The following is a 19,548-nucleotide window of genomic DNA, read 5'->3' as shown; positions in this document are numbered from 1 at the left end:
AAATTAAATTGCATAGTTTTTGATACCCTATTTTATTAAGTAATATTAATGAGTTATAATCTGCTATAAAAAAGCAATTACGTAGATATCCCGTATAGATGAACTGCATAAGGCAACAAAGAATGGCGAATAAATCTAATGTAAGACTCACGTTCAATTTCACCGATCTAAATTTAGAACCTAGAGAGCAAGATGAGCAGGTTCAATGGTTTATATCTGAACTGAAAGAGATGGATGAAATAGAAAATGTTGCTCGTGTATACGATCCCAATCCTCCAGAAGGCAATAAAGCTTTAGGTGGTTTTTTAATAGGAATGTTAACAGCAGAATTCAATGTAGAGAGTACAAAGAAATTATTCAGGTTTTTGGGCGATCGTCTTGGCGGAAAGTCTATTCAGCTAGAGGTAGAGGCAAATGGTAGAAAATTGAAAGTATCTGCTTCTAGTCGAGAAGAATTAGAACTTGCTATTAAAGCTGCTCAGGAATTTATAGCAGATAAATAAAAGTACTATGGAAATAGCGAAGAATTTTGATTTTTTTACCGCAATATAAAGTTATTAAAATGGCAAAAATAGCATTGCTAATTGGAGTAGATGAATACGAATCTGGGTTAAGCCCTCTTCCAGCAGCTGTGAAAGATATTGAAGCATTGCGTCGGGTTTTACAAGACCCTGACATGGGAGATTTTAACGAGCTAAACAGTTTAAAAAATCCTGATCCCCAAACAATGCAGTACGAAATTGAAGCACTTTTCTCAGAGCGAACTAAAGAAGATTTAATACTTTTCTATTTTTCTGGGCATGGTATTAAGGATGACACTGGTAATTTATACTTTGCAACTCGCGCAACAAAGAAAAACTCAAAGGGAGAATTAGTACGGTCAACTGCTGTCCCTGCAAACTTTATTCATGAAGTAATGAAACGTAGCCGTGCGAAGCGGCAGGTAATCATACTCGACTGCTGTTTTAGTGGAGCATTCGATCCAATTCTATCTGCTAAAAATGACGATTCCGTTGATTTACAAGGACAACTAGGTTCAGAAGGACGAGTAGTTCTGACATCCTCAAGTTCTACTGAGTATTCTTTTGAACAACAAGGTTCAGAACTATCTGTCTATACTCGTTATTTAGTAGAAGGCATCGAAACAGGAGCAGGCGATCTTAATAAAGATGGACAAGTATCAATATTAGAGCTTCATGAGTATGCTACTAGCAAAATCCAAGAAGTGCTTCCTAGTATGACTCCTAAAATCATTGTCCTAAGAGATAAGGGCTTTGAAATCATATTAGCGAAAGCAAAATCTATGCCCATTCCAGTTTTAGAAACGATTCAGACCAAGATTAACATCGGAGAAATTAAATTAGAATATTCTAAAAAGTTAAGTAATACTAGGTACTATAATCCTATCCCAAGCTTATTACAACCTTTTGAATCCTTTATTAGCAGATTAGTAGAACGATTAGGAGAATATTCTGTTAAATTTTTATCTAATAACGCTGGAGATAGAGCAGCTACAGTTAAAAATTTTATTCTTGAAGTTATTAGACAAACTTCAGACGCAGACTTAGTGTTTGTAATGCATCGCGTCGAAAATCAAAATAGTTGGAAGATAAAGGCACAAAGCAATTTCAGTGAAATTATTGATGATGATGCTTATGCCAATATTCTCAAAAACAAAATACTTTCTAATATTCCAATTAATTCTATCTTTACTTCAGATCATCAGGGAATTTACAGGATTCACTATGATGAGCAAGAATCAGCATCTAAAGCTTTTGTATTGATACCTTTAGATACGTTAGATAATGAGTTTATATTAGTTTGTGGTTTGTTAAAAGATTCTTATTTACTTAGTGATGCATACTGTACAATCATATCTAGTTTCTACGAGGCTAGCCAGGATTTATATCTCCAACCTGCAAGAGTTGAGGCAACAATTCTTGACAATTTGAAAAAGAATTATGGTTTTGTACCTTTTTCTTTTTATGAGAAAAGGTTTAATCTTTTTTGTGAGCGTCTAGCTAAAATTATTATATATTTTGAACCTATTCTTGATTTAGATACATTTTCAATTAGTGGTTGGGAAGCTCTTGCTCGTGATCCAGATAGCTTGATAGCTCCTGTTGATCTATTCTATGCTGCTGAGTTATGGGGACGTAAATTTACAATTGAATTAGATCAATTTCTTCTCAATCTTGCAGTAGATAACTATAGACAAGCATTGATTAAAGCAAAACAAAGTAGGTCTCATGAAATACTTCCTCTATCAGTTAATGTGTATCCAGAGTCTTTGATGCGAACCGCCTATTTTGAGACGGTTCGTGAGATTGTTAAAGAAGGAACAAGCAATCATTTTACAGCAAAAAAACTAATTTTAGAAATTTCCGAAAAATCTGATCTGCCAATTTATCAGGATGGAGTGAAGCTTCAATCTCCTTTAGATACATTTAAAATTAGATTGTCTAAATATGCTCAGGAGTTAAAAATTAAATTTGGGATTGATGATTTTGGAGTTGGTTATGCGTCAGTCTCTCGATTAGCAGGACTTAATCCACCTTATGTAAAAATTGACCGTGAAATTCTTTATCACGAACCAGTTAATGTTATTATTCAGTTTGTTCAACAAATAGTTGCAACAACGAATCCATTAAACCCAGCAAGTATAATTGTTGAAGGATTAGATGAAAATTCACCCGTTAGACTAAATCAATTAAAAAAATTAGGTATTAGCTATGTACAAGGCCATATAATTGGAAAAGCAGAACCTACAATTTATCGTTTATCTCAAGAAAAAAGTGAGTTTTTAAGAAAGCAGATATTAGGAGAGTAATTCTGAGATGTGCTGCTTGTAGAGCCAAGATGGAGAAACTGAACCCGATCGCCTAGAAGTTATATTCTGGGTATTCAATATTATCTGCCACCAGTTATCTTGGTCGTTATGTCGTTGTGTGTATCTTTACATAGTGAGTACATTTCAAGATTGGTTCTGGGAAATCAAAGAGTGTGGCCAAGGCCCTCATTACTACTTCAGTGCCACTTTTGCTCCGTCTGATGCTGAACGCCTTGCGGCTTTGGTACGCCAGCATCCACTGTCTGGCTTTGAACACTGCCACTTTGTTGGTAAATTAATCAATGCGCCATGTGGAAACTCCAATACTTCAGGTTCTTACGATTTGTATGTTGACCAGAGCAACTATGCTGAAGTAGTGTCGGGTATACAAAGAGATGAACCTATAGTTAGTGTTGCACACTATGTCTGGCAAATCATTGGTGTTTGCGATCGCAATTTTGGCATCGAGTGTGGTTATGGTGGGATAACTGGCACAGATAACCAAACTGACACCTCACTGATTGTGGCGCTGGCGCAGTCACCAGAACTTACCTTAGTTGATTGGAGAGTCATTTCTGGAGGAGACGGTTATGCATCGGTGTTTTTTAGAACTGGCACATCAGCCGCCCAATTGCTTGCTTATTTGCAGATGCAGCCAGAAAAGCCTGACTTCATACAAATCGAAAGGGAGTTACGTATAGCTTTATCAGATCCAACATTGTCTAAAATTTATCGCTTGGGCGAGTGCAAAATTAATGGTTGGCGGTTGGAAGCGATCGTTTTGCATAATATTGAAAAAACCACAAGCTATGGTGGCGAAGGATGGGACATGACACCACACACCACCAAGCTTTACAAAGTCGCCCAAACTGTTAGCGATAAGTGCAAGGTTCCGGGTTGTGCAGGGGGTGCTGCACACGCGCCAAATGACTTCTACACACTCATTGGCAGCCATCTTAGCTTTGGCTACCCGCGCCAGGAGGGGTAATTTTAAATTGGAATTTGAATCACAAATTCTGTACCCTCTCCCTGTACAGAATTAACCTTTAGAGTGCCGCCATGTTTTTCGACAATAATTTGTCGGGCGATCGCTAATCCTAATCCTGTACCTTTACCTACAGATTTAGTTGTAAATAAATGGTCAAAAATCTTTTGTTTTACTTCATCAGACATTCCCATACCATTATCTTGAATATAAATTAAAACATGATGTTTGTCTTCACTAAAACAAGTTTTAATCTCAATTTTATTATTAATGTCATGAAAATTACGTCCAATATTAGACTCCTCTAAAGCATCAATAGCATTTGCCAATAAATTCATAAATACTTGATTTAGTTGCCCAGGAAAACATTGGAGTAAAGATATATCCCCATATTTTTTCACAACTTTAATCTCTGGATGTAGTTCTGATGCTTTTAAGCGATGCTTCAGAATCAAAATTGCACTGTCGATACCATCGTGAATATTAAAAGCAACTTTGTTTTCTGTATCTGCCCTGGAAAAGGTTCGCAAACTGTTGCTAATACTCCGAATTCGGTCAATACCTAATTTCATCGAAGAAATCATTTTTGGCAAATCTTCTCGGATATATTCTAGGTCAATTTCGGCAATTTCTTCTTCAATTTCTACACCTGGATTTGGAAACTTTTCCTGATAAAGCTCGATGAGGTGAAACAAATCTTCAACTAAATCAACAGCAGGTTGGATATTACCTGCAATAAAGCCTACAGGATTGTTGATTTCGTGAGCTACACCTGCAACTAAATTACCTAATGCTGACATTTTCTCACTTTGCACCAGTTGTAGTTGCATCTGCTTTAAATCTGTAAGTGAGTGTTCTAATTGTTGGGCATTCTCTTGCGATCGCTGATAAAGAGAAGCATTTTCTAAAGATATAGCAGCTTGCGAACATAATAGGTTTATTACTTGCAGTCTATCATGGGTAAATACTCCGGCAATGAGATTATTTTCTAAGTAAAGGATGCCGATTAACTTCCCTTGATGGAGAATGGGGGTACATAATAAACTCTTGGGTTTTTGTTGGATAATGTAGGAGTCGGAGGTGAAGGAATTTTTCACAGTCGCATCATCAAGTACCAATGTTTCTAAAGTGCGTTTTACATAGTTAATTGGAGTTAGAGGAATATCTTGGCTAAACTCAATGGGAATAGATTGCAGAATAGTTGGTACTTTATCAAATGTTGCGTAGGCGTAGCCCGTCGTAGACATCGCTTCGATCGCCCAAATATTATCCTTGAGTAAAATTAAAGCAGATTTTTTCGCTCCGGTATTCTCCATCACCACTTGCATTAATGTAGAGAGCAACTTCTCTAAATGAATTTCGCTAGACAGTGCTTGAGAGGCTTTGAGAACACTTGCTAAATCTAAAGCTTCTGAAATGCTGCTGCTACTGGATGAAATTGTCATACCAGGATTAAAACTAGACAGAGGCATTTTATGGAGAGTAGATGCTATTTCTGTGGGATTGACGCGACTTGTTTCCCATTGGAGAATTGGGGCGAGTAATTGAGGATAACGTTTTTCTAAATCATAAACTTTGGCTTTAGCACCCCAACGAACATAGCAGTAGTAAGCGTTTGTTAGATAGGTTTGGGCGATTTGCTCTTTACCCCATCCCAAATAAAATTTGGCGGCGAGTTCGTTAGCTAGAGCTTCTTCTTGGATATATTCATTTTCTTTGGCTCCCTGAATGGCGCGATCGTACATTTCCATTGCTTGAATATATTCACCCAATATGCGATCGCGTTCAGCCTCCACCAAATAAAACTTATGTAAATGATTCATTGGTGCATGATGCGCCCAGTTCTGCATTTTTTCCTGGTTGGCTATAACCCTTTTCAAAATGAATGCTTGCTCGTCTTCAGCAGCATCATAATATACGGCTAATTGGCTCAGAGAATCATAAAAATGAAATAGAGGAACAATAATACTTCCAATCAGACTATCTAAATAATTCAGTGCTATTTCAGCACTTTTAATCGCATGAGTATACTCACCAAATAAATAATAGAGAACCAATTTATTAAAATACAATGAACAAATCATGCTTTGATCGTGACTTTGGTAATGAAGCGGTAACATGGTTTCTTCATTGTAAGCATCACCGATTATACGGCAAGGATTTTCATTTTTTGAAAGTAAGTTAAGGACTACTTGTCGATACAGTTCATTTCTAAGTAGCGATGGTTCTTGACGAAGCTGCGCGAGTCCTTGACTATAATTTGCTATTATCTGTACTACAGAAGATAATTCTTTACCAGCTAAATATGAATTCAAGGAATAAATAAATGCACAGTAACCAGCAAATTCTAAATCTCCTGTTTCTAGCCCGCTAGAATAGCCTGATTGGATAGGATGCAAAAGTTCTCTAATGTGATTCTTCCAAGAATTCAAAGAGCCATAAACAACCGAATATGTCTTAGCTATGAGTTCTTTAACATTCAATTTATCTAATAACCTGAGAGTCAGTTGACCGAATTGATAACCAGATTCAACATCTCCAATAAAAGTATACAAAATCAATCCATAACATGAATAACCATAGAGAGAATTAGCAGTATTTCCATACTTAAGGGATAAAATAACTTGTTTAAATAATATTAAAGGATAGAGTTCTGGGATAACTAAATAAGCAGCAGCAGCTATATTTGTCAAGATATTCATAGCTGCTAACTTATCTCGCTCAGTCATTATTTTTAACTCTAGTAAGTCTTCAATGGATTTACCCTCTAAAGCTAATTGTGTCTCCTGTAGTCCACGGGAAATATCTTCTGGTCTTGGCTGTTCGGGTAGTTCTATCTCCAATAATTTGAGAACTTTGAGTCCCGTTTTTATCGCCTCCCACATTCTATTTTGTGCTACTTGAGATAAGATTTTGACTTCGTAAGCTTTGACTCGATCGAGCAGTGTTTTGCCATTTTCTAATATTACTTGTACTGATTGCTCCATCTGTTCAAAAGCACCGTTAAGATGAGCTAGCTCGGCAGATGTTGAGTACAGTGCCAAAGCCAACTCATACTGACACTGCCAACAATCTTCTGTGAGTAACTGAATTCCAAAATTTGTGTACTCTATAGCAACTTCATAAGCAGTCGAAATCTTCGCTTTATGACTTGCAGCTAGGTTTAATTTTGCCAGTTCTTCTCGTTCCTCTGGCTGAGTAACTAGTTCAACTCCCAAATTTAAGTGATTGACTAATTTAAAGAGATGTTCTTCGCGCTGCTCAAGGGAAATATTCCTCAAAATTAATCGCCCAATTTTGAGGTGTATTGTCTGTTTTTGATCTTCAGAAATTAAAGAATAAGCAGCTTGCTGAACGCGATCGTGCAAAAACTTGTAGGAACAGGAACCGGAATCCAGCATCCAGGAATCAGAAGCAATCACAGATTCCCCTGACTCCTGTTGATAAAACTTGTAAACTTCAGTTCTAGGTATAACCAAACCTTCTTGCAAAGCTTTCCATAAGTCTGCTGCTGTCTCCGCTAGAGATTTTTCATGGACAATTGCCAGAGTTGCTAAGTCAAATTGATTATCAATAGAAGCTGCAAGCTGCAAAGCTTTTTGAGTTGCTTCTGGTAACTTCTGCAACTGAAGTACCATAAACTCTACCAAATCATCAGTAAATGCTAATGCTCTAATCTGAGCAATATCACATTGCCAATGACCCATATCAAAGTTATAGTTAATTAACTTCTTTTCGTGCAGTGATTTAAGGAATTGATTGGCGAATAAGGGATTTCCTTGAGTTTTCTGATAGATTAAATCTGTGAGATTTTGGACAATTGGTAAGTTACATTTAAGAGTATCAGCGATTAGATGATTTAAGTCTGCATGATTGAGATTAGCTAAAGTAATGGTATTAATAAATGCTTGGTTTTTATAAATTTCTTCTAATGTCAATATTAACGGATGTCCTGGATAAACTTCATTATCGCGATAAGTACCAATAACCAACATATAATGAATTTCAGCTTCATTCATCAGCAATTGCATCAACTTCAATGATGCTGAATCTGCCCATTGTAAATCATCGAGAAACATCACTAAAGGATGCTCTTTAGTTGTAAAAACTTGGATAAATTTCTGAAACAGTAAATTGAAACGGTTTTGTCCAGCAATCCCTGAAAGTTCAGATACTGGCGGTTGTTGCCCAATAATTTTTTCTAGTTCGGGAATAACTTCGATAATTACTTGAGCATTCTCACCCAAAGCTGTGAGAATTGCGGCTTTCCATTGTTCGAGTTGAGTATCGGTTTCACTAAGTAATTGCCCCATTAAATCTCGAAATGCTTGTACAAAAGCTCCCAAGGGAATGTTGCGTTGGAATTGGTCATATTTGCCTTTGATAAAATAACCCCGTTGTCGCACAATGGGTTTATGGACTTCATTAACAACGGCAGTTTTACCAATACCAGAGAAACCTGCTACTAAAATCATTTCTACCCCCCTTAGTCCCCCCTTACCAAGGGGAGATTCAGGGGGGTTAGCTACTCTATCAAATGCTGCGAGTAAGCTTTCTACTTCTGCTTGCCGACCATAGAGTTTTTCTGGGATGATAAAGCGATCGCAAATATCTCGCACTCCTAACTCAAAGACATCAATGCTGCCAGTTTCTCGCCACTGACGCCAGCAAATTTCTAAGTCATACTTCAACCCCAATGCACTCTGATACCTATCTTCGGCGTTTTTTGCCATCAGTTTGCTGATAATTTCAGACAGAATTGGGGGAATGTTGGGATTGAGACTATCTACCTGTGGAGAAAGCTTTGCCAAATGACAATACACCAACTCCATCGGTTCATCAGATTTGAAAGGTAACTCTCCGGTGAGGAGTTCAAAAAAAGTGACACCCAAGGAATAAAAGTCGCTGCGGTAGTCAATTCCCCGATTCATTCGTCCGGTTTGTTCGGGAGAAAGGTATGCTAACGTCCCTTCCAGAATATTTGGATTAGTCAGAGTTTGCGTTTCTCTGGAAAGTAAAGAGGCAATACTAAAATCAATCAGTCTTATATCTTTGGTGGTGGGGTTAATCAAAATATTGGCAGGTTTGATGTCTTTGTGAATCACCCGATTGTGATATAGTCCATCAAGAATTGAGACAATTTGCAAAGCAATGTCAAAAAATGTCTGCAACCCATCAGCAGTTCTGCCCATCCCCTTATCTCCCCACCTGGCCATCTCTTCTTGGAGAGAAATGCCACCCAAGTCTTCCATAACTAAGGCATAGCTGTTTTGATAGTTCTCCAGGCTATAAGTTCTGATAATTCCATCAATATCTAGATTTTTCGCAATGGTGTACTGATTGCGGAACCGCACGAGTTCATAAAATGTGGGATACTCACGCCGTAACAGTTTAATTACTACCGGCTTTTTATCCGATTCTCTAATAGCGCGATGTACTAGGGTTTTAGATCCCGAATAAATTAGCTCATGTATTTGATAACCGGTCAGTGCCACCATAATTCTCTTTTCCCTCCAAGGTTAATTTTTTTCCTGTTTATATTGATTGTTTCTATTAATACAAATGTGCTTAAGATTTGGGAAGACTATATTTGTAACAAGATATGAATGTGCGATCGCTAAATTCTTATTGGCTGCCCTGAATGCACTTTTGGGATAGTTGGGGTCATTTGTGGGCTTACAGCAACTCTCATTGCAGTGGATTTTGTCTTTTCTCATGGCTCCCGTGGCGTGGCTAATGGGCGTACCTTGGGCTGATTGTCGGCAAGTTGGGGCTTTATTGGGTACAAAAACAATTTTGAATGAGTTTATTGCTTTTTTGGATTTAAAGGCACTAATTGAGAGTGGTAAAATCTCCCAACGTGCAGTAATTATTACAACTTATGCATTATGTAACTTTGCAAATATATAGGACTCATATTTGATTGCGTGAAAAAAACTCAGTACACCTTTATTCCTTCTTCCCAGTCCCCAGTCCCCAGTCCCCAGTCCCCAGCCTCTACGAGTAATTCAGGAATCAAATCGGATTGCTATAGGTTCAATTGGCATTACCATTGGCAACATTACTGGCATAGCACCTAATCGCCAGCATGACTTAGCTCGTATGGGTGTAAGGTCAATGATTGGCGGATTGTTAGCGGGTTTTATCACCGCTTGTATTGCTAGGGTGTTGATTTGAAAAAGAATTCTCTAAAATAGATTTTATAAAATGAGCGAACCGACAATAATTTGGCAATGCCTTATATCATGTCCGCTTGATTAGTTATTATTCCAGGCATCTATGCAAAAATCTTAAAACCCTCTTTCCCCCAGCTAAGAGCTCCCAGCAAGAACTGCGCTCTTAATGATAAGTCTTTTACCGAACATGATATTACTCATCTGTAGAGTAGAACTGTTGGGCGTAAAAACGGGCATACCGTCCTTCCTGAGACAGGAGGGAGGTGTGAGTACCAGCTTCAACCACCTGTCCTTGTTCTATTACGAGAATGCAGTCAGCCCGACGAACGCTGCTCAAGCGATGGGCGATAATAAACACGGTACGGTTTTGCATCACTCGTTCCAGTGCTTCTTGAACTAGTGCTTCTGATTCAGAATCTAGGGCAGAGGTAGCCTCATCCAAGATGAGAATTCGAGGATCGTTAGCAACTGCTCTGGCGATCGCTAATCTTTGGCGTTGTCCTCCCGATAAGTTAACTCCACGCTCTCCCACCCAGGTCTGATAACCCTGGGAAAACTGGGTGATAAAGGAGTGAGCGTTGGCAATCTTTGCTGCTGACTGAATCGCTGCTAAATTTAATTCTTCCTGACCGTAACCGATATTTTCAGCGATCGTTCCCGAAAAAAGAGTAACATCTTGGGGAACAATGCCAATTTGATGGCGCAGGCTGGTGAGTGTGACATCACGGATATCAATATCATCAACCAGAATTTGACCCCTCTGAGGGTCATAAAAACGAAGTAAAAGATTAATTAACGTTGATTTGCCTGCTCCAGAAGAACCAACCAAGGCAATGACATCACCAGGAGAAGCGTTCAGGCAGAGATCCTTAAGAACTGGCTGGCTGGGATTGTAGGCGAAATCGACATGACGATACTCTACCTTGCCCATAACTCGTGGCATTGCCTGAGCATTCGATTTTTCGCTGATGCTAGGTTCCTTCGCCATCAGTTCAAAGATGCGTTCAACAGAAGCTTCGGTCTGTTTGTACTCGTTGTAATTGCTAATCATCATGTCGATTGGCTGAATTAGTAGAGCCACAGCAGCTAAGAAACTGATAAACCCTTGAGTGGTCAGTTGCCCCTGAGAAATCTGCCATCCTCCTAATAAAAACAGCAGTATAATACTAACTGCTTCCAAAAAACCGACAACGGGAAACTGAATGGATTTGAGTTGTAGAGCGCGATACTTAGCTTGGCGATTGATTTCTGCTTCTTGATTGAATCGCTTCACTTCATATTCTTGGGCTGCAAAAGCCTGAACAACGCGAATCCCGCTAAATACTTCAGTTAGCATCGCCGACAAATTGGAAACCTGATTTTGGCTCTGGCGAGATAGCACGAGTAATCGCTGACCAAATTGCCCGATCAACCAAGCCATTAAAGGAGCCAAAATCAAACCTGCAAGAGTGAGCGGCCAATTCAGGTAGAGCATATAAATGGGAATTGCAATTAACTGCAATAAATTGGAAAGAAACTGATGGGATAACTTATCCACAATCTCGCCCACGCGATCGATATCTTCGGTCAGGCGATAAGTCAGGTCTCCCGTCTGTGTGGTTTCAAAGTAATCTAATCCGAGTTTGTGCAGGTGAGCATAAACGCGCTTACGCAAGTTTAAAACCATGTTCAGAGTAGCAGCAATCATAAAGACATTCTGCCCGTATTGACAAAGCCCTCGAACCAAAAATACTAAAGTGGCTAGTCCGAGCCAGTAGGCAATCTGGTTAACATTTCCCTGGCCAAGATAAAAAGAGACCTGACCTGCTAAATAGGGCACTGCTAGGGTGAATAACACAAATCCTAAGATACAAGCTAATCCCCGAATTAACAGCGGCCATTGGGGCCACAGATAAGGCAACAGTTGCCAGTAACTAGAGCGGACTTTCATAGTTCAATTCTGTAGTGTTATCAAGTCAGGCAGGAGGCAGGAGGAAGTTGGGTTAAAAAGAATAGTAGGTTGGGTAACGCTTACGCTCAACCCAACAAAGCTTTGATAATGTTGGTGTTGGGTTTCGTTCCTCAAACGCCACTTGCTTCAAGCCGGGAAACCCGTCCAACGCAGTGGCTCCCCAACCTACACCTACACCAGTTTTAGTTTTTAGCTTTAACCAAGCGTATTGGCAGTTAAGTAAGAATTCAGGGGTCAGAATTGAGAATTTAGAATTAAAGTGCATTACGGCGTTAGCCTACCACACCATGTTACCCAACCGTGCTGACTCCTGAATTCTGACGCAATTTCTACTCAGTTTCTCCTAGAGAGTTTAGTAGAAAGCGAGCAATTCTCTCAGATGCGCCGGGTGGCCCAAATCGCTCAGGGCCATTTTCTTTGCACTTAGCGAGGTAGTCTGAATCTTCTAAAGTTTCAACTACTCGTTTAGCTGCTTGCTTGAGAATCTCAGGGGTTGCTGGCTTAGTGCCGATGGTTTGGGCATTTCTGCCCAACAGCCGTGTTTGCGCTTCTGCAAATTGATAGGTATATTGAGGGCCCTCTCCGGGAATCATGATGATAGGTTTCCCGATCGCTACAGCTAAATCCACTGCCAACCCTGCCATGCCAATGACGAGGGTAGAGTAATACAAGATATCACTGAAGGCATCTGAGTAACATCTCACTTCCACAAGCGGCGATTCCTCAGCAGAAGTTCCTGGAGGAGAATAGGTGAGTATGCCTTGATTCAATTGCCAACCTTGACTTTTAGCAATGTCGTCTAATTGCTCCATCAAATTTGGTACTAAGGCGGCACGAAACTGGAATCCTGACTCAGGCATCACTTTGGCGATTTCTACCACCAGTTGCAACTGCAAACAGAAATTTCGTGCGGCTTCCGGCATCCGCGATCCTGGTAAAAGTGCGATCGCAGGAATATCCGGTTTCAGGTACAAGTCTTTGCCAGTGGGGACAAGGCGATCTAAAGCCGGAATCCCACCAAACTGAGCCTTAGCTATACCTTGTCGTTGGAGATCCCAAGCCGTATAGGAATCTCTGGTAAAAACTGCCAGACATTGAGAAGAATTAAGGTCGTGCCACAGCAGTGGATTGAGACGCAATCGCCCTTCATAAAGGGCAGAAAGACAAGAGATAAACGAAACGAAGGGACGCTTTGTTAAGTAAGCAAATGTCTGGGAGACAAAATCCCCAGTAGACATAATTAAATCGCAGTTGGGAGCATACTGCAACACTGCTTGTAATTGTCGCCACGTTAACCCAATCAATCCCGATTGAAAATCTTTGAGCAAATAGAGGCGCTTCATGTAAAAGAATCCCCCGGAGGGCATTGTTTGTGTGGGCCCAATAATGGGAATGTCCAAGCTACGGTAAGCTTTTCCTTCTCCCACAATCGGCATTGCCGCCATCTCAATAGAAGGACACAATTGGCGCAGAGTCTGGATAACATGAGAGGTGTGGTTGTCCTCTCCGTGGCCGTTACTGATAAACAAGATTCGCTTAGAAGGCATCTTGGGTTTGGATAGGTCTAAAATGCTTGTTTGGTGAGATTTTTAACCTACATTGGGTGAGTAGGCTAAGAGATTGATAGTATTTTTACTCTTGAGAGTTTGTAATTTTATAGACAAATCTACAAAGTTACTTTTTCAGGTATAAACCGGAATGGAATTACTGCTAATCCCTGTTTTTGCAAACGCTAATCTATCAGAGAATACAGTATTAGGAGTGCAAGCGCTATGGGTACATTGATCTGAGTTCAATTCCAATATGCAGTCATTGTTGCAACTTCCGCATTATGCAACTTCTTTGCAAATATCGTTTTAACTAATTTTCACTCTTTTAAGTCCCCTGCCTCTATCAAGCAGCACGTTTGGGGTCGGCGTCTAAATCCCCGTCACCAAACGACGTAATTACGAATTACGTTAGCGTAGCGGTAGCGAGTCCGCGAGCATCATTACGAATTACGAATTATTTTAATATTCTGTTTTGTTAAAATTCAAATTTTTTGTAGATATTCAGGTGGCACGCTATCGACTAACCAAACACCATTAGCAGAACAATAGAAGATGTAACCTGCTTGATGCATTGCCGCAGTATTTACAGCAAAAACCACTGGTTTTCCATGCCTTGCACCAACAGTTTGTGCTGTTTCTATATCCTTTGATAAATGGACATGATGTCGCGACATTTTGCAAAGTCCTGTTTGCAAAATTAACTCTACAGATTTGCGTCCTGTGCCGTGATAAAGCTCATCTGGAGGAACAACAGCTTCTAATTGTAAATCGACTTTTACACTATGTCCTTGGTTCGCACGAATAAAATTACCTGTAGAATCAAAAGAAAAGCGCTGTTTCTCGTTGAATTCAACTACCACTTGTAATTCCTGGCGGGTAATCGGAAACTTGTTTTGAGTACAAGCGGTAAGTAAGTCCTCAACAGCAACCCAACCACCAGGAGCAAGTTTAATTCCAATGGCATCCGGTGTATGTCGCAGATATTTGCTGAGATATTTGCTGATTTTGACGAGGCGAGAATCACTCATTTGATGAAGTAGTCATTGGTCATTGGTCATTGGTCATTGGTCATTGGTCATTAGCTAATTCAAACTATCTTAAAGAATTGGTGTAGTATCTTAAGGACTAATGACTCTCGCGTTGCAGTTTAATTATGGTTAGCATTTTTATACTACAAATAGATTTTCTTATATTACATTATAACTTTTATTGATGGTTTTATTTGGTGTAAATTGACAGAATTTGTCTTCCCATAATGGCTAATGCCACTCCAAACATCAAAATGAGTGTCACCTTTCCGCCAGGAACGAGTGGTTGATTTGTGCTATCTGAGTTTTCTTGTTCTTGACGTTGCTTCCAACTCATTAATGCCGGAATAATTCCACCTAGAACTGAAATACTAAATGTTCCAGTGTAATCTAGGGCAGTAAAAAAGATGCTGGGGTTGAGCGTTCCGAGAGTCATCGGCGGGAAAAGAACCAGCGAATAGAGGGGTAAGCGGCTAGAAAGTCGCCACTGTGTAGGCAAGAAAATATCTTTAAACAAATCCAGTAACCCGTACACAAACCCAATGAATGATGTGACGATCGCAAACTCTGAAAAAATGGATACTAGCACTCCTAACCATTGCCCCGCACTACCTCCTCGGAGAATTTGTAGTGGATCGAAAACACTTGTATTATCAGAAGTGCTATGTAGCATATCGGGACTGACGCTTCCTAAAATTACGGCATTCCACGCCAAGAACATAATTAGAGGAATTACAGAACCAATAAAGATGGACTGACGAATTTTGCGGGCATCCCCTTCGAGTTGCTTCACAACTAGCGGCACAACGTTTTGGAAAAACAGCGCCACAGACATCACTGAAATGGCACTGCCGAGGGCACTCCAGTTTTGAAATAATAGTTGGGCACTCTGAATATGTCTTCCTCCCAAAAATAATAGTCCTAAGAAGGAAACGATGACAATTCCGACAAAGGCGCTGTTTAATTTCTCAATAAATTTTTCTCGCCCAAGATACATAATCCCACCAAATAAGAGCGTGAAAGCCATTGTGCCCACCCATGTAGGCAATATCTGCATACCCCAGACTTTTGCCGCCGCCGCTCCTAAAATCTCTCCGCCTTCGGTGATGTATGCCACCAACAGAGCATAGTGCATGAATAAATATGCACCGCCAGCAATTCGCGCTCCCAGCTTACCAAGGATTTTCTCAACAACTCCCAAAAAACCTATACTCGAATGCCCTTCTGTTCGCATCGTGTTTAAGGTAACTTCTGCAACCAATAACCCTGACACTAAAGCGTAGAGCCAAACAGCAATTAGTCCAGATGTGGATGGCACAATACCAGATGGCAGGGTAACGGCTGGTAGGGCGAGAATCCCAGCCCCAACAGTGGTTCCTGCAATCAAAGCAGTACTCCCAAATACACTACCTGGTTGATGATTGAGTTTTTTTCCATCAAATTCGAGATGAGAAAACAACCGAGTAACTTGCTCTGAATCTTGGAGAACAGTCTTTATGGGAACCATAGTGAATATCCACACTTAAACCAAAAAGTTAATATTAACATATGTAAATAATATGTAAATATTCTTTAAGAAAACCCTGATAGGTATCTCGTTTTAAAACCCTCGCTCGTTGATGGCGGCAATGACTGTGAGCCGTTCATGCAGTGGGTGATAGAATGAGTGCGGTTGGATTATGCAGTGGTTCTGCGACCAGAGCAAACCAAGGTCTTTGTGTTGCTTAAAAAAAACGCCCTTGTAGTCGAGCGTACTTATGAGAAAGCTGATGGGGTGTCATCGATTCGTCAGAGACTATAAGTTATTGCCCGAAACATCACCGAAACATCAGAGACCTTTATCTACCTTGCCATGATCCGTCTTATAGTGAGGCGACTGGCATAAAAGTTGACTCCTCAAAACTTTTCTAACACACTTTTATCACTATTTATCCAAGATTTTATGCAACTAGATAGAAAAATAATTCATTCAATATCAATAAATAAATCATTGAAGTTGCAAATAAAAAAGTTTATCCTAATTTTTAGGAGTTATTAAAAAAGTGTATTAACTCACATTGTAAAAAATTTGTTTAATCAATATTAGAGGCTATTTATCAAGTAAATCTATACTTTGTAACTTGCTCTGAGGGTGGCAATACGCACCATCTCAAGGTGTTCAGGGTATTACCCACCATAAAATACTTATATTTTTTTAAAGTTAAACCGAATTTTTACATTAGGTAACTTTGTTATTTTAATCAAAAAAGGACAAATATGTTTGGTTCACGTATAGGCTGGCTGATTACTGCGACCTTAACTATAGTCAGTTTAGGCTCAAATATGCAAAGTGCAAAAGCACAAGATAATTATAATAATTATACGTTTAGTGTTGACTACAATACATTTGTCACTTTTGACCCAACCTTCAGACCAGACTTAGGAATTATTAGAGCAACTATCAAAGGTGAAAGTACCAAAAAGGCTCCTTATGGGTTGGATTTCTTTGTTAGTAATGACTATGGTAAACTTGAGCCTATTGAAAATCCATCGATTAATAAATATACTTTTAACTCAAACCCAAGCGTGTTTGGTTTAGAGGACGAACTCGCGTTTTCTGACAGGTATTATGGTGGTGCTAATGAATTATTTGGCAAAGCAAGTGACAGCGCTGAAATTAATTTTGCCGAAGGCTTTATCAAAGGTGGTGGTACTATTACCATCTTTGGAGGAACAGGTTTATTCCAAAATGCTACAGGCACAATCACTTTTACTGAACAAGACCAAATTAATCCCTCTGGAACCCCTTCTCAAGGTTTAGCCAAACTGAATTTTACCTTGCAAACTCCTCAAGAGGTTCCAGAACCAAGGGCGACTACAAGTTTAATTGGTATCGGTTTAATTGGAGCAAGTTTAGTAATTAGCCAATACTATAAAAAAAGTTCTTTATCCAGGATAATCAATTAAATATGGGACTATTTAGAAGCCCCATCTATCAAATTCACGACAGAACCATACATAATGAACCTGGAAACAATGTTTTTAATTACAATCCTACTGAGAAAATAATTTACAAACTTGCGCCAAATCTACATTTCCACCACTAATGATGACACCAATCCTCGCCTCTGGTGCTGTCACCACACCTTCGAGTAAGGCTGCTGCTGCAAGTACCCCAGTGGGTTCAACTACAATTTTCAGACGTTCCCACAAGAAAAACATGGTGCGAAGAATCGCTTCTTCAGATACCGTCACCATATCATCGACGTAATGTAGCACTAACGGGAAAGTAATTTGACCAAGGCTAGGAGTCCGCGCACCATCAGCGATGGTATCAGGATTTTTGACTGTTTGCAGAATTTTGGTGTGAAAGGAGCAGGTAGCATCGTCGGCAAGGGCTGGTTCTACCCCGATGACTTTACAATTGGGTAAAAGTGCTTTGGCTGCAATCGCACACCCTGAAAGTAATCCGCCACCGCCACAACAAACTAATACCAAGTCCAATTCACCGACTTCTTGGATCAGTTCTAAAGCAGTTGTCCCCTGTCCAGCGACTACATGAGGATGATCGTAAGGAGGAATGAGTGTGAGATTGCGATCGCGTGCTAGATTTTGAGCTAATTCTTCCCGGTTTGTTTCTTGGCGATTGTATAAAATTATCTCTGCACCATAACCACGAGTAGCAATTTGTTTGACAACAGGTGCATCATCAGGCATGACAATGGTGGTGGGAATATTGAGTAATTGTCCAGCTAAAGCGATCGCTTGGGCATGATTTCCTGATGAATAGGTGAGAACGCCTGTTTGTTTTTCTGCTACTGATAGTTGGGCTAGAGCGTTGTACGCACCTCTAAATTTAAATGCCCCCGTGCGTTGAAAGTTTTCGCACTTAAAGAATACTTGGCTATTGGTGCGATCGTCAACAATTCTAGAAGTCAGCACGGGTGTGCGGTGGGCAATCCCCAAAATTCGCTTCTGTGCTGCTTGCACGTCAGTTATATTAACGGAATTATGCTGTGCCATTGATGACGATATTAAATATTCTTGCTCTTGTTTATATAGATACAGTTTTTTATATTTGCGTTTACTATTCTTGATTGCAGCATACTCGTTTCAGGTAGATAGCATCATTTGTTGTCTGCATAGAAATAGCTACAGCGAACATTATATATTGCTGTAGCTAAATTTATAAAACTTAAATTAATTAATTCACGTTCGCCATTTTTTTAGCATGAATAAAACATCTGAAAGTCGGCAAAAAAAAACTGCACTAATTACAGGAGCGGCTAGTGGGATAGGCTATCAATTAACCCAGATTTTTGCTCGTCATAATTATAATCTTGTGTTAGTAGATAAGAATGAACAAAAACTTACTGAAATTATAGATGAATTTCCGCAAAAATATGGCATTTGCGTCAAAACTTTTGTTAAGGATTTATCTATTCCTACATCTCCAGAAGAAATTTTTACAGAACTACAGCAAGCATCCATCAAGATTGATGTGCTAGTTAACAATGCTGGCTTTGGTACTTATGGAGTATTTAGCGAAACAGACCTCAACATTGAACTGAAAATGCTTCAGGTAAATATGGTCAGCCTGACTCATTTAACTAAATTGTTCCTCAAAGATATGGTTGAGCAAAACTATGGAAAAATATTAAATGTGGCCTCAGCAGCTGCTTTTCAACCAGGGCCTCTAATGGCAGTTTATTTTGCTACTAAAGCCTATGTATTATCATTTTCAGAAGCGATCGCTAATGAATTAGAGGGTACAGGTGTCAGCGTGACTGTTCTTTGTCCAGGGCCAACAGCATCGGAATTCCAACAAAATGCTGCAATGGAAGATTCAAAGATTGCTAGCGTTAACAGAATGATGGATACGGAAACCGTCGCTAGGATTGGTTATCGGGGCTTAATGAAAAACAAAACTGTTGTTGTTCCTGGGATGAGAAATAAGATATTGACTGAAAGCGTCAGATTTACGCCCAGAAATTTAGTCACAAAGGTTGTCAGAAGTATGCACGAACTTAAAAGAAATAGGTAGTTCGA

General features: G+C 39.6%; 12 protein-coding genes and 1 pseudogene. 6 read left to right on the top strand and 7 right to left on the bottom strand.

Annotation, left to right across the window (positions count from 1 at the left end):
• Positions 1-122: 122 nt before the first annotated feature.
• From V7K41_RS30720 to V7K41_RS30710, 3 genes are all read left to right on the top strand, one after another.
• A complete protein-coding gene (locus tag V7K41_RS30720; RefSeq protein WP_334854290.1) occupies positions 123-503 on the top strand; it encodes a hypothetical protein in 381 nt (126 codons plus the stop codon).
• 59 nt (positions 504-562) lie between these two features.
• Entirely contained in the window at positions 563-2,830 is a 2,268-nt protein-coding gene (locus tag V7K41_RS30715) for a caspase, EACC1-associated type (protein WP_334854289.1), read from the top strand.
• A 133-nt stretch (positions 2,831-2,963) separates the two neighbouring features.
• The gene (locus V7K41_RS30710) at positions 2,964-3,818 is read left to right on the top strand and encodes a hypothetical protein (protein ID WP_334854288.1); all 855 of its coding nucleotides are present in this window, start codon (positions 2,964-2,966) and stop codon (positions 3,816-3,818) included.
• A gap of 2 nt (positions 3,819-3,820) precedes the next feature.
• On the opposite strand, the gene V7K41_RS30705 is transcribed toward V7K41_RS30710, so the two are convergent.
• Positions 3,821-9,313 carry a trifunctional serine/threonine-protein kinase/ATP-binding protein/sensor histidine kinase gene (locus tag V7K41_RS30705; protein ID WP_334854287.1) on the bottom strand — a complete coding sequence of 1,831 codons (5,493 nt, stop codon included), beginning with the start codon at positions 9,311-9,313 and terminating at the stop codon, positions 3,821-3,823.
• A 160-nt stretch (positions 9,314-9,473) separates the two neighbouring features.
• On the opposite strand from V7K41_RS30705, the pseudogene V7K41_RS33065 reads away from it, so the two are divergent.
• Positions 9,474-9,992 (top strand): annotated as a pseudogene (locus tag V7K41_RS33065) (nucleoside transporter C-terminal domain-containing protein); the annotation flags it as partial.
• Between the two features lie 192 nt (positions 9,993-10,184).
• On the opposite strand, the gene V7K41_RS30690 reads toward V7K41_RS33065, so the two are convergent.
• From V7K41_RS30690 to V7K41_RS30670, 5 genes are all read right to left on the bottom strand, one after another.
• A complete protein-coding gene (locus tag V7K41_RS30690) occupies positions 10,185-11,921 on the bottom strand; it encodes an ABC transporter ATP-binding protein (RefSeq protein ID WP_334854286.1) in 1,737 nt (578 codons plus the stop codon).
• Positions 11,922-11,973: 52 nt separating this feature from the next.
• The gene (locus V7K41_RS30685) at positions 11,974-12,207 is read right to left on the bottom strand and encodes a hypothetical protein (protein WP_334854285.1); all 234 of its coding nucleotides are present in this window, start codon (positions 12,205-12,207) and stop codon (positions 11,974-11,976) included.
• A 64-nt stretch (positions 12,208-12,271) separates the two neighbouring features.
• Positions 12,272-13,489, bottom strand: coding sequence for a lipid-A-disaccharide synthase-related protein (locus V7K41_RS30680; protein WP_334854284.1), 1,218 nt, complete (start codon positions 13,487-13,489; stop codon positions 12,272-12,274).
• Between the two features lie 485 nt (positions 13,490-13,974).
• Positions 13,975-14,520: an RNA 2'-phosphotransferase gene (locus V7K41_RS30675; protein ID WP_334854283.1), complete on the bottom strand. Its 546-nt coding sequence runs from the start codon at positions 14,518-14,520 to the stop codon at positions 13,975-13,977.
• 190 nt (positions 14,521-14,710) lie between these two features.
• On the bottom strand, positions 14,711-16,027 hold the full coding sequence (locus tag V7K41_RS30670) for an amino acid permease (protein ID WP_334854282.1): 1,317 nt from the start codon (positions 16,025-16,027) through the stop codon (positions 14,711-14,713).
• A 749-nt stretch (positions 16,028-16,776) separates the two neighbouring features.
• Between V7K41_RS30670 and V7K41_RS30665 the strand changes: the two genes are divergently transcribed.
• Positions 16,777-17,466: a hypothetical protein gene (locus V7K41_RS30665; protein WP_334854281.1), complete on the top strand. Its 690-nt coding sequence runs from the start codon at positions 16,777-16,779 to the stop codon at positions 17,464-17,466.
• Between the two features lie 87 nt (positions 17,467-17,553).
• On the opposite strand, the gene V7K41_RS30660 is transcribed toward V7K41_RS30665, so the two are convergent.
• A complete protein-coding gene (locus V7K41_RS30660; protein ID WP_334854280.1) occupies positions 17,554-18,522 on the bottom strand; it encodes a threo-3-hydroxy-L-aspartate ammonia-lyase in 969 nt (322 codons plus the stop codon).
• Between the two features lie 208 nt (positions 18,523-18,730).
• Between V7K41_RS30660 and V7K41_RS30655 the strand changes: the two genes are divergently transcribed.
• Complete coding sequence (locus V7K41_RS30655; RefSeq protein WP_334854279.1) at positions 18,731-19,543, top strand: SDR family NAD(P)-dependent oxidoreductase; 813 nt, start codon at positions 18,731-18,733, stop codon at positions 19,541-19,543.
• Positions 19,544-19,548: the final 5 nt, after the last annotated feature.

It is taken from the genome of Nostoc sp., from assembly GCF_036917415.1.
Taxonomy (GTDB): Bacteria; Cyanobacteriota; Cyanobacteriia; order Cyanobacteriales; family Nostocaceae; genus Nostoc.
Note: the sequence above shows the minus strand (reverse complement) of the source record. Positions and strands in the feature narration are given on the sequence as shown.

What these genes read in the sequence shown, in the direction of transcription:
- V7K41_RS30665 (WP_334854281.1), top strand. Translation starts at nt 16,777, where the DNA reads ATGTTTGGTTCACGTATAGGCTGGCTGATTACTGCGACCTTAACTATA.
- V7K41_RS30680 (WP_334854284.1), bottom strand. Translation starts at nt 13,489, where the DNA reads ATGCCTTCTAAGCGAATCTTGTTTATCAGTAACGGCCACGGAGAGGAC.
- V7K41_RS30715 (WP_334854289.1), top strand. Translation starts at nt 563, where the DNA reads ATGGCAAAAATAGCATTGCTAATTGGAGTAGATGAATACGAATCTGGG.
- V7K41_RS30670 (WP_334854282.1), bottom strand. Translation starts at nt 16,027, where the DNA reads ATGGTTCCCATAAAGACTGTTCTCCAAGATTCAGAGCAAGTTACTCGG.
- V7K41_RS30660 (WP_334854280.1), bottom strand. Translation starts at nt 18,522, where the DNA reads ATGGCACAGCATAATTCCGTTAATATAACTGACGTGCAAGCAGCACAG.
- V7K41_RS30655 (WP_334854279.1), top strand. Translation starts at nt 18,731, where the DNA reads ATGAATAAAACATCTGAAAGTCGGCAAAAAAAAACTGCACTAATTACA.
- V7K41_RS30690 (WP_334854286.1), bottom strand. Translation starts at nt 11,921, where the DNA reads ATGAAAGTCCGCTCTAGTTACTGGCAACTGTTGCCTTATCTGTGGCCC.
- V7K41_RS30675 (WP_334854283.1), bottom strand. Translation starts at nt 14,520, where the DNA reads ATGAGTGATTCTCGCCTCGTCAAAATCAGCAAATATCTCAGCAAATAT.
- V7K41_RS30705 (WP_334854287.1), bottom strand. Translation starts at nt 9,313, where the DNA reads ATGGTGGCACTGACCGGTTATCAAATACATGAGCTAATTTATTCGGGA.
- V7K41_RS30720 (WP_334854290.1), top strand. Translation starts at nt 123, where the DNA reads ATGGCGAATAAATCTAATGTAAGACTCACGTTCAATTTCACCGATCTA.
- V7K41_RS30685 (WP_334854285.1), bottom strand. Translation starts at nt 12,207, where the DNA reads ATGCACTTTAATTCTAAATTCTCAATTCTGACCCCTGAATTCTTACTT.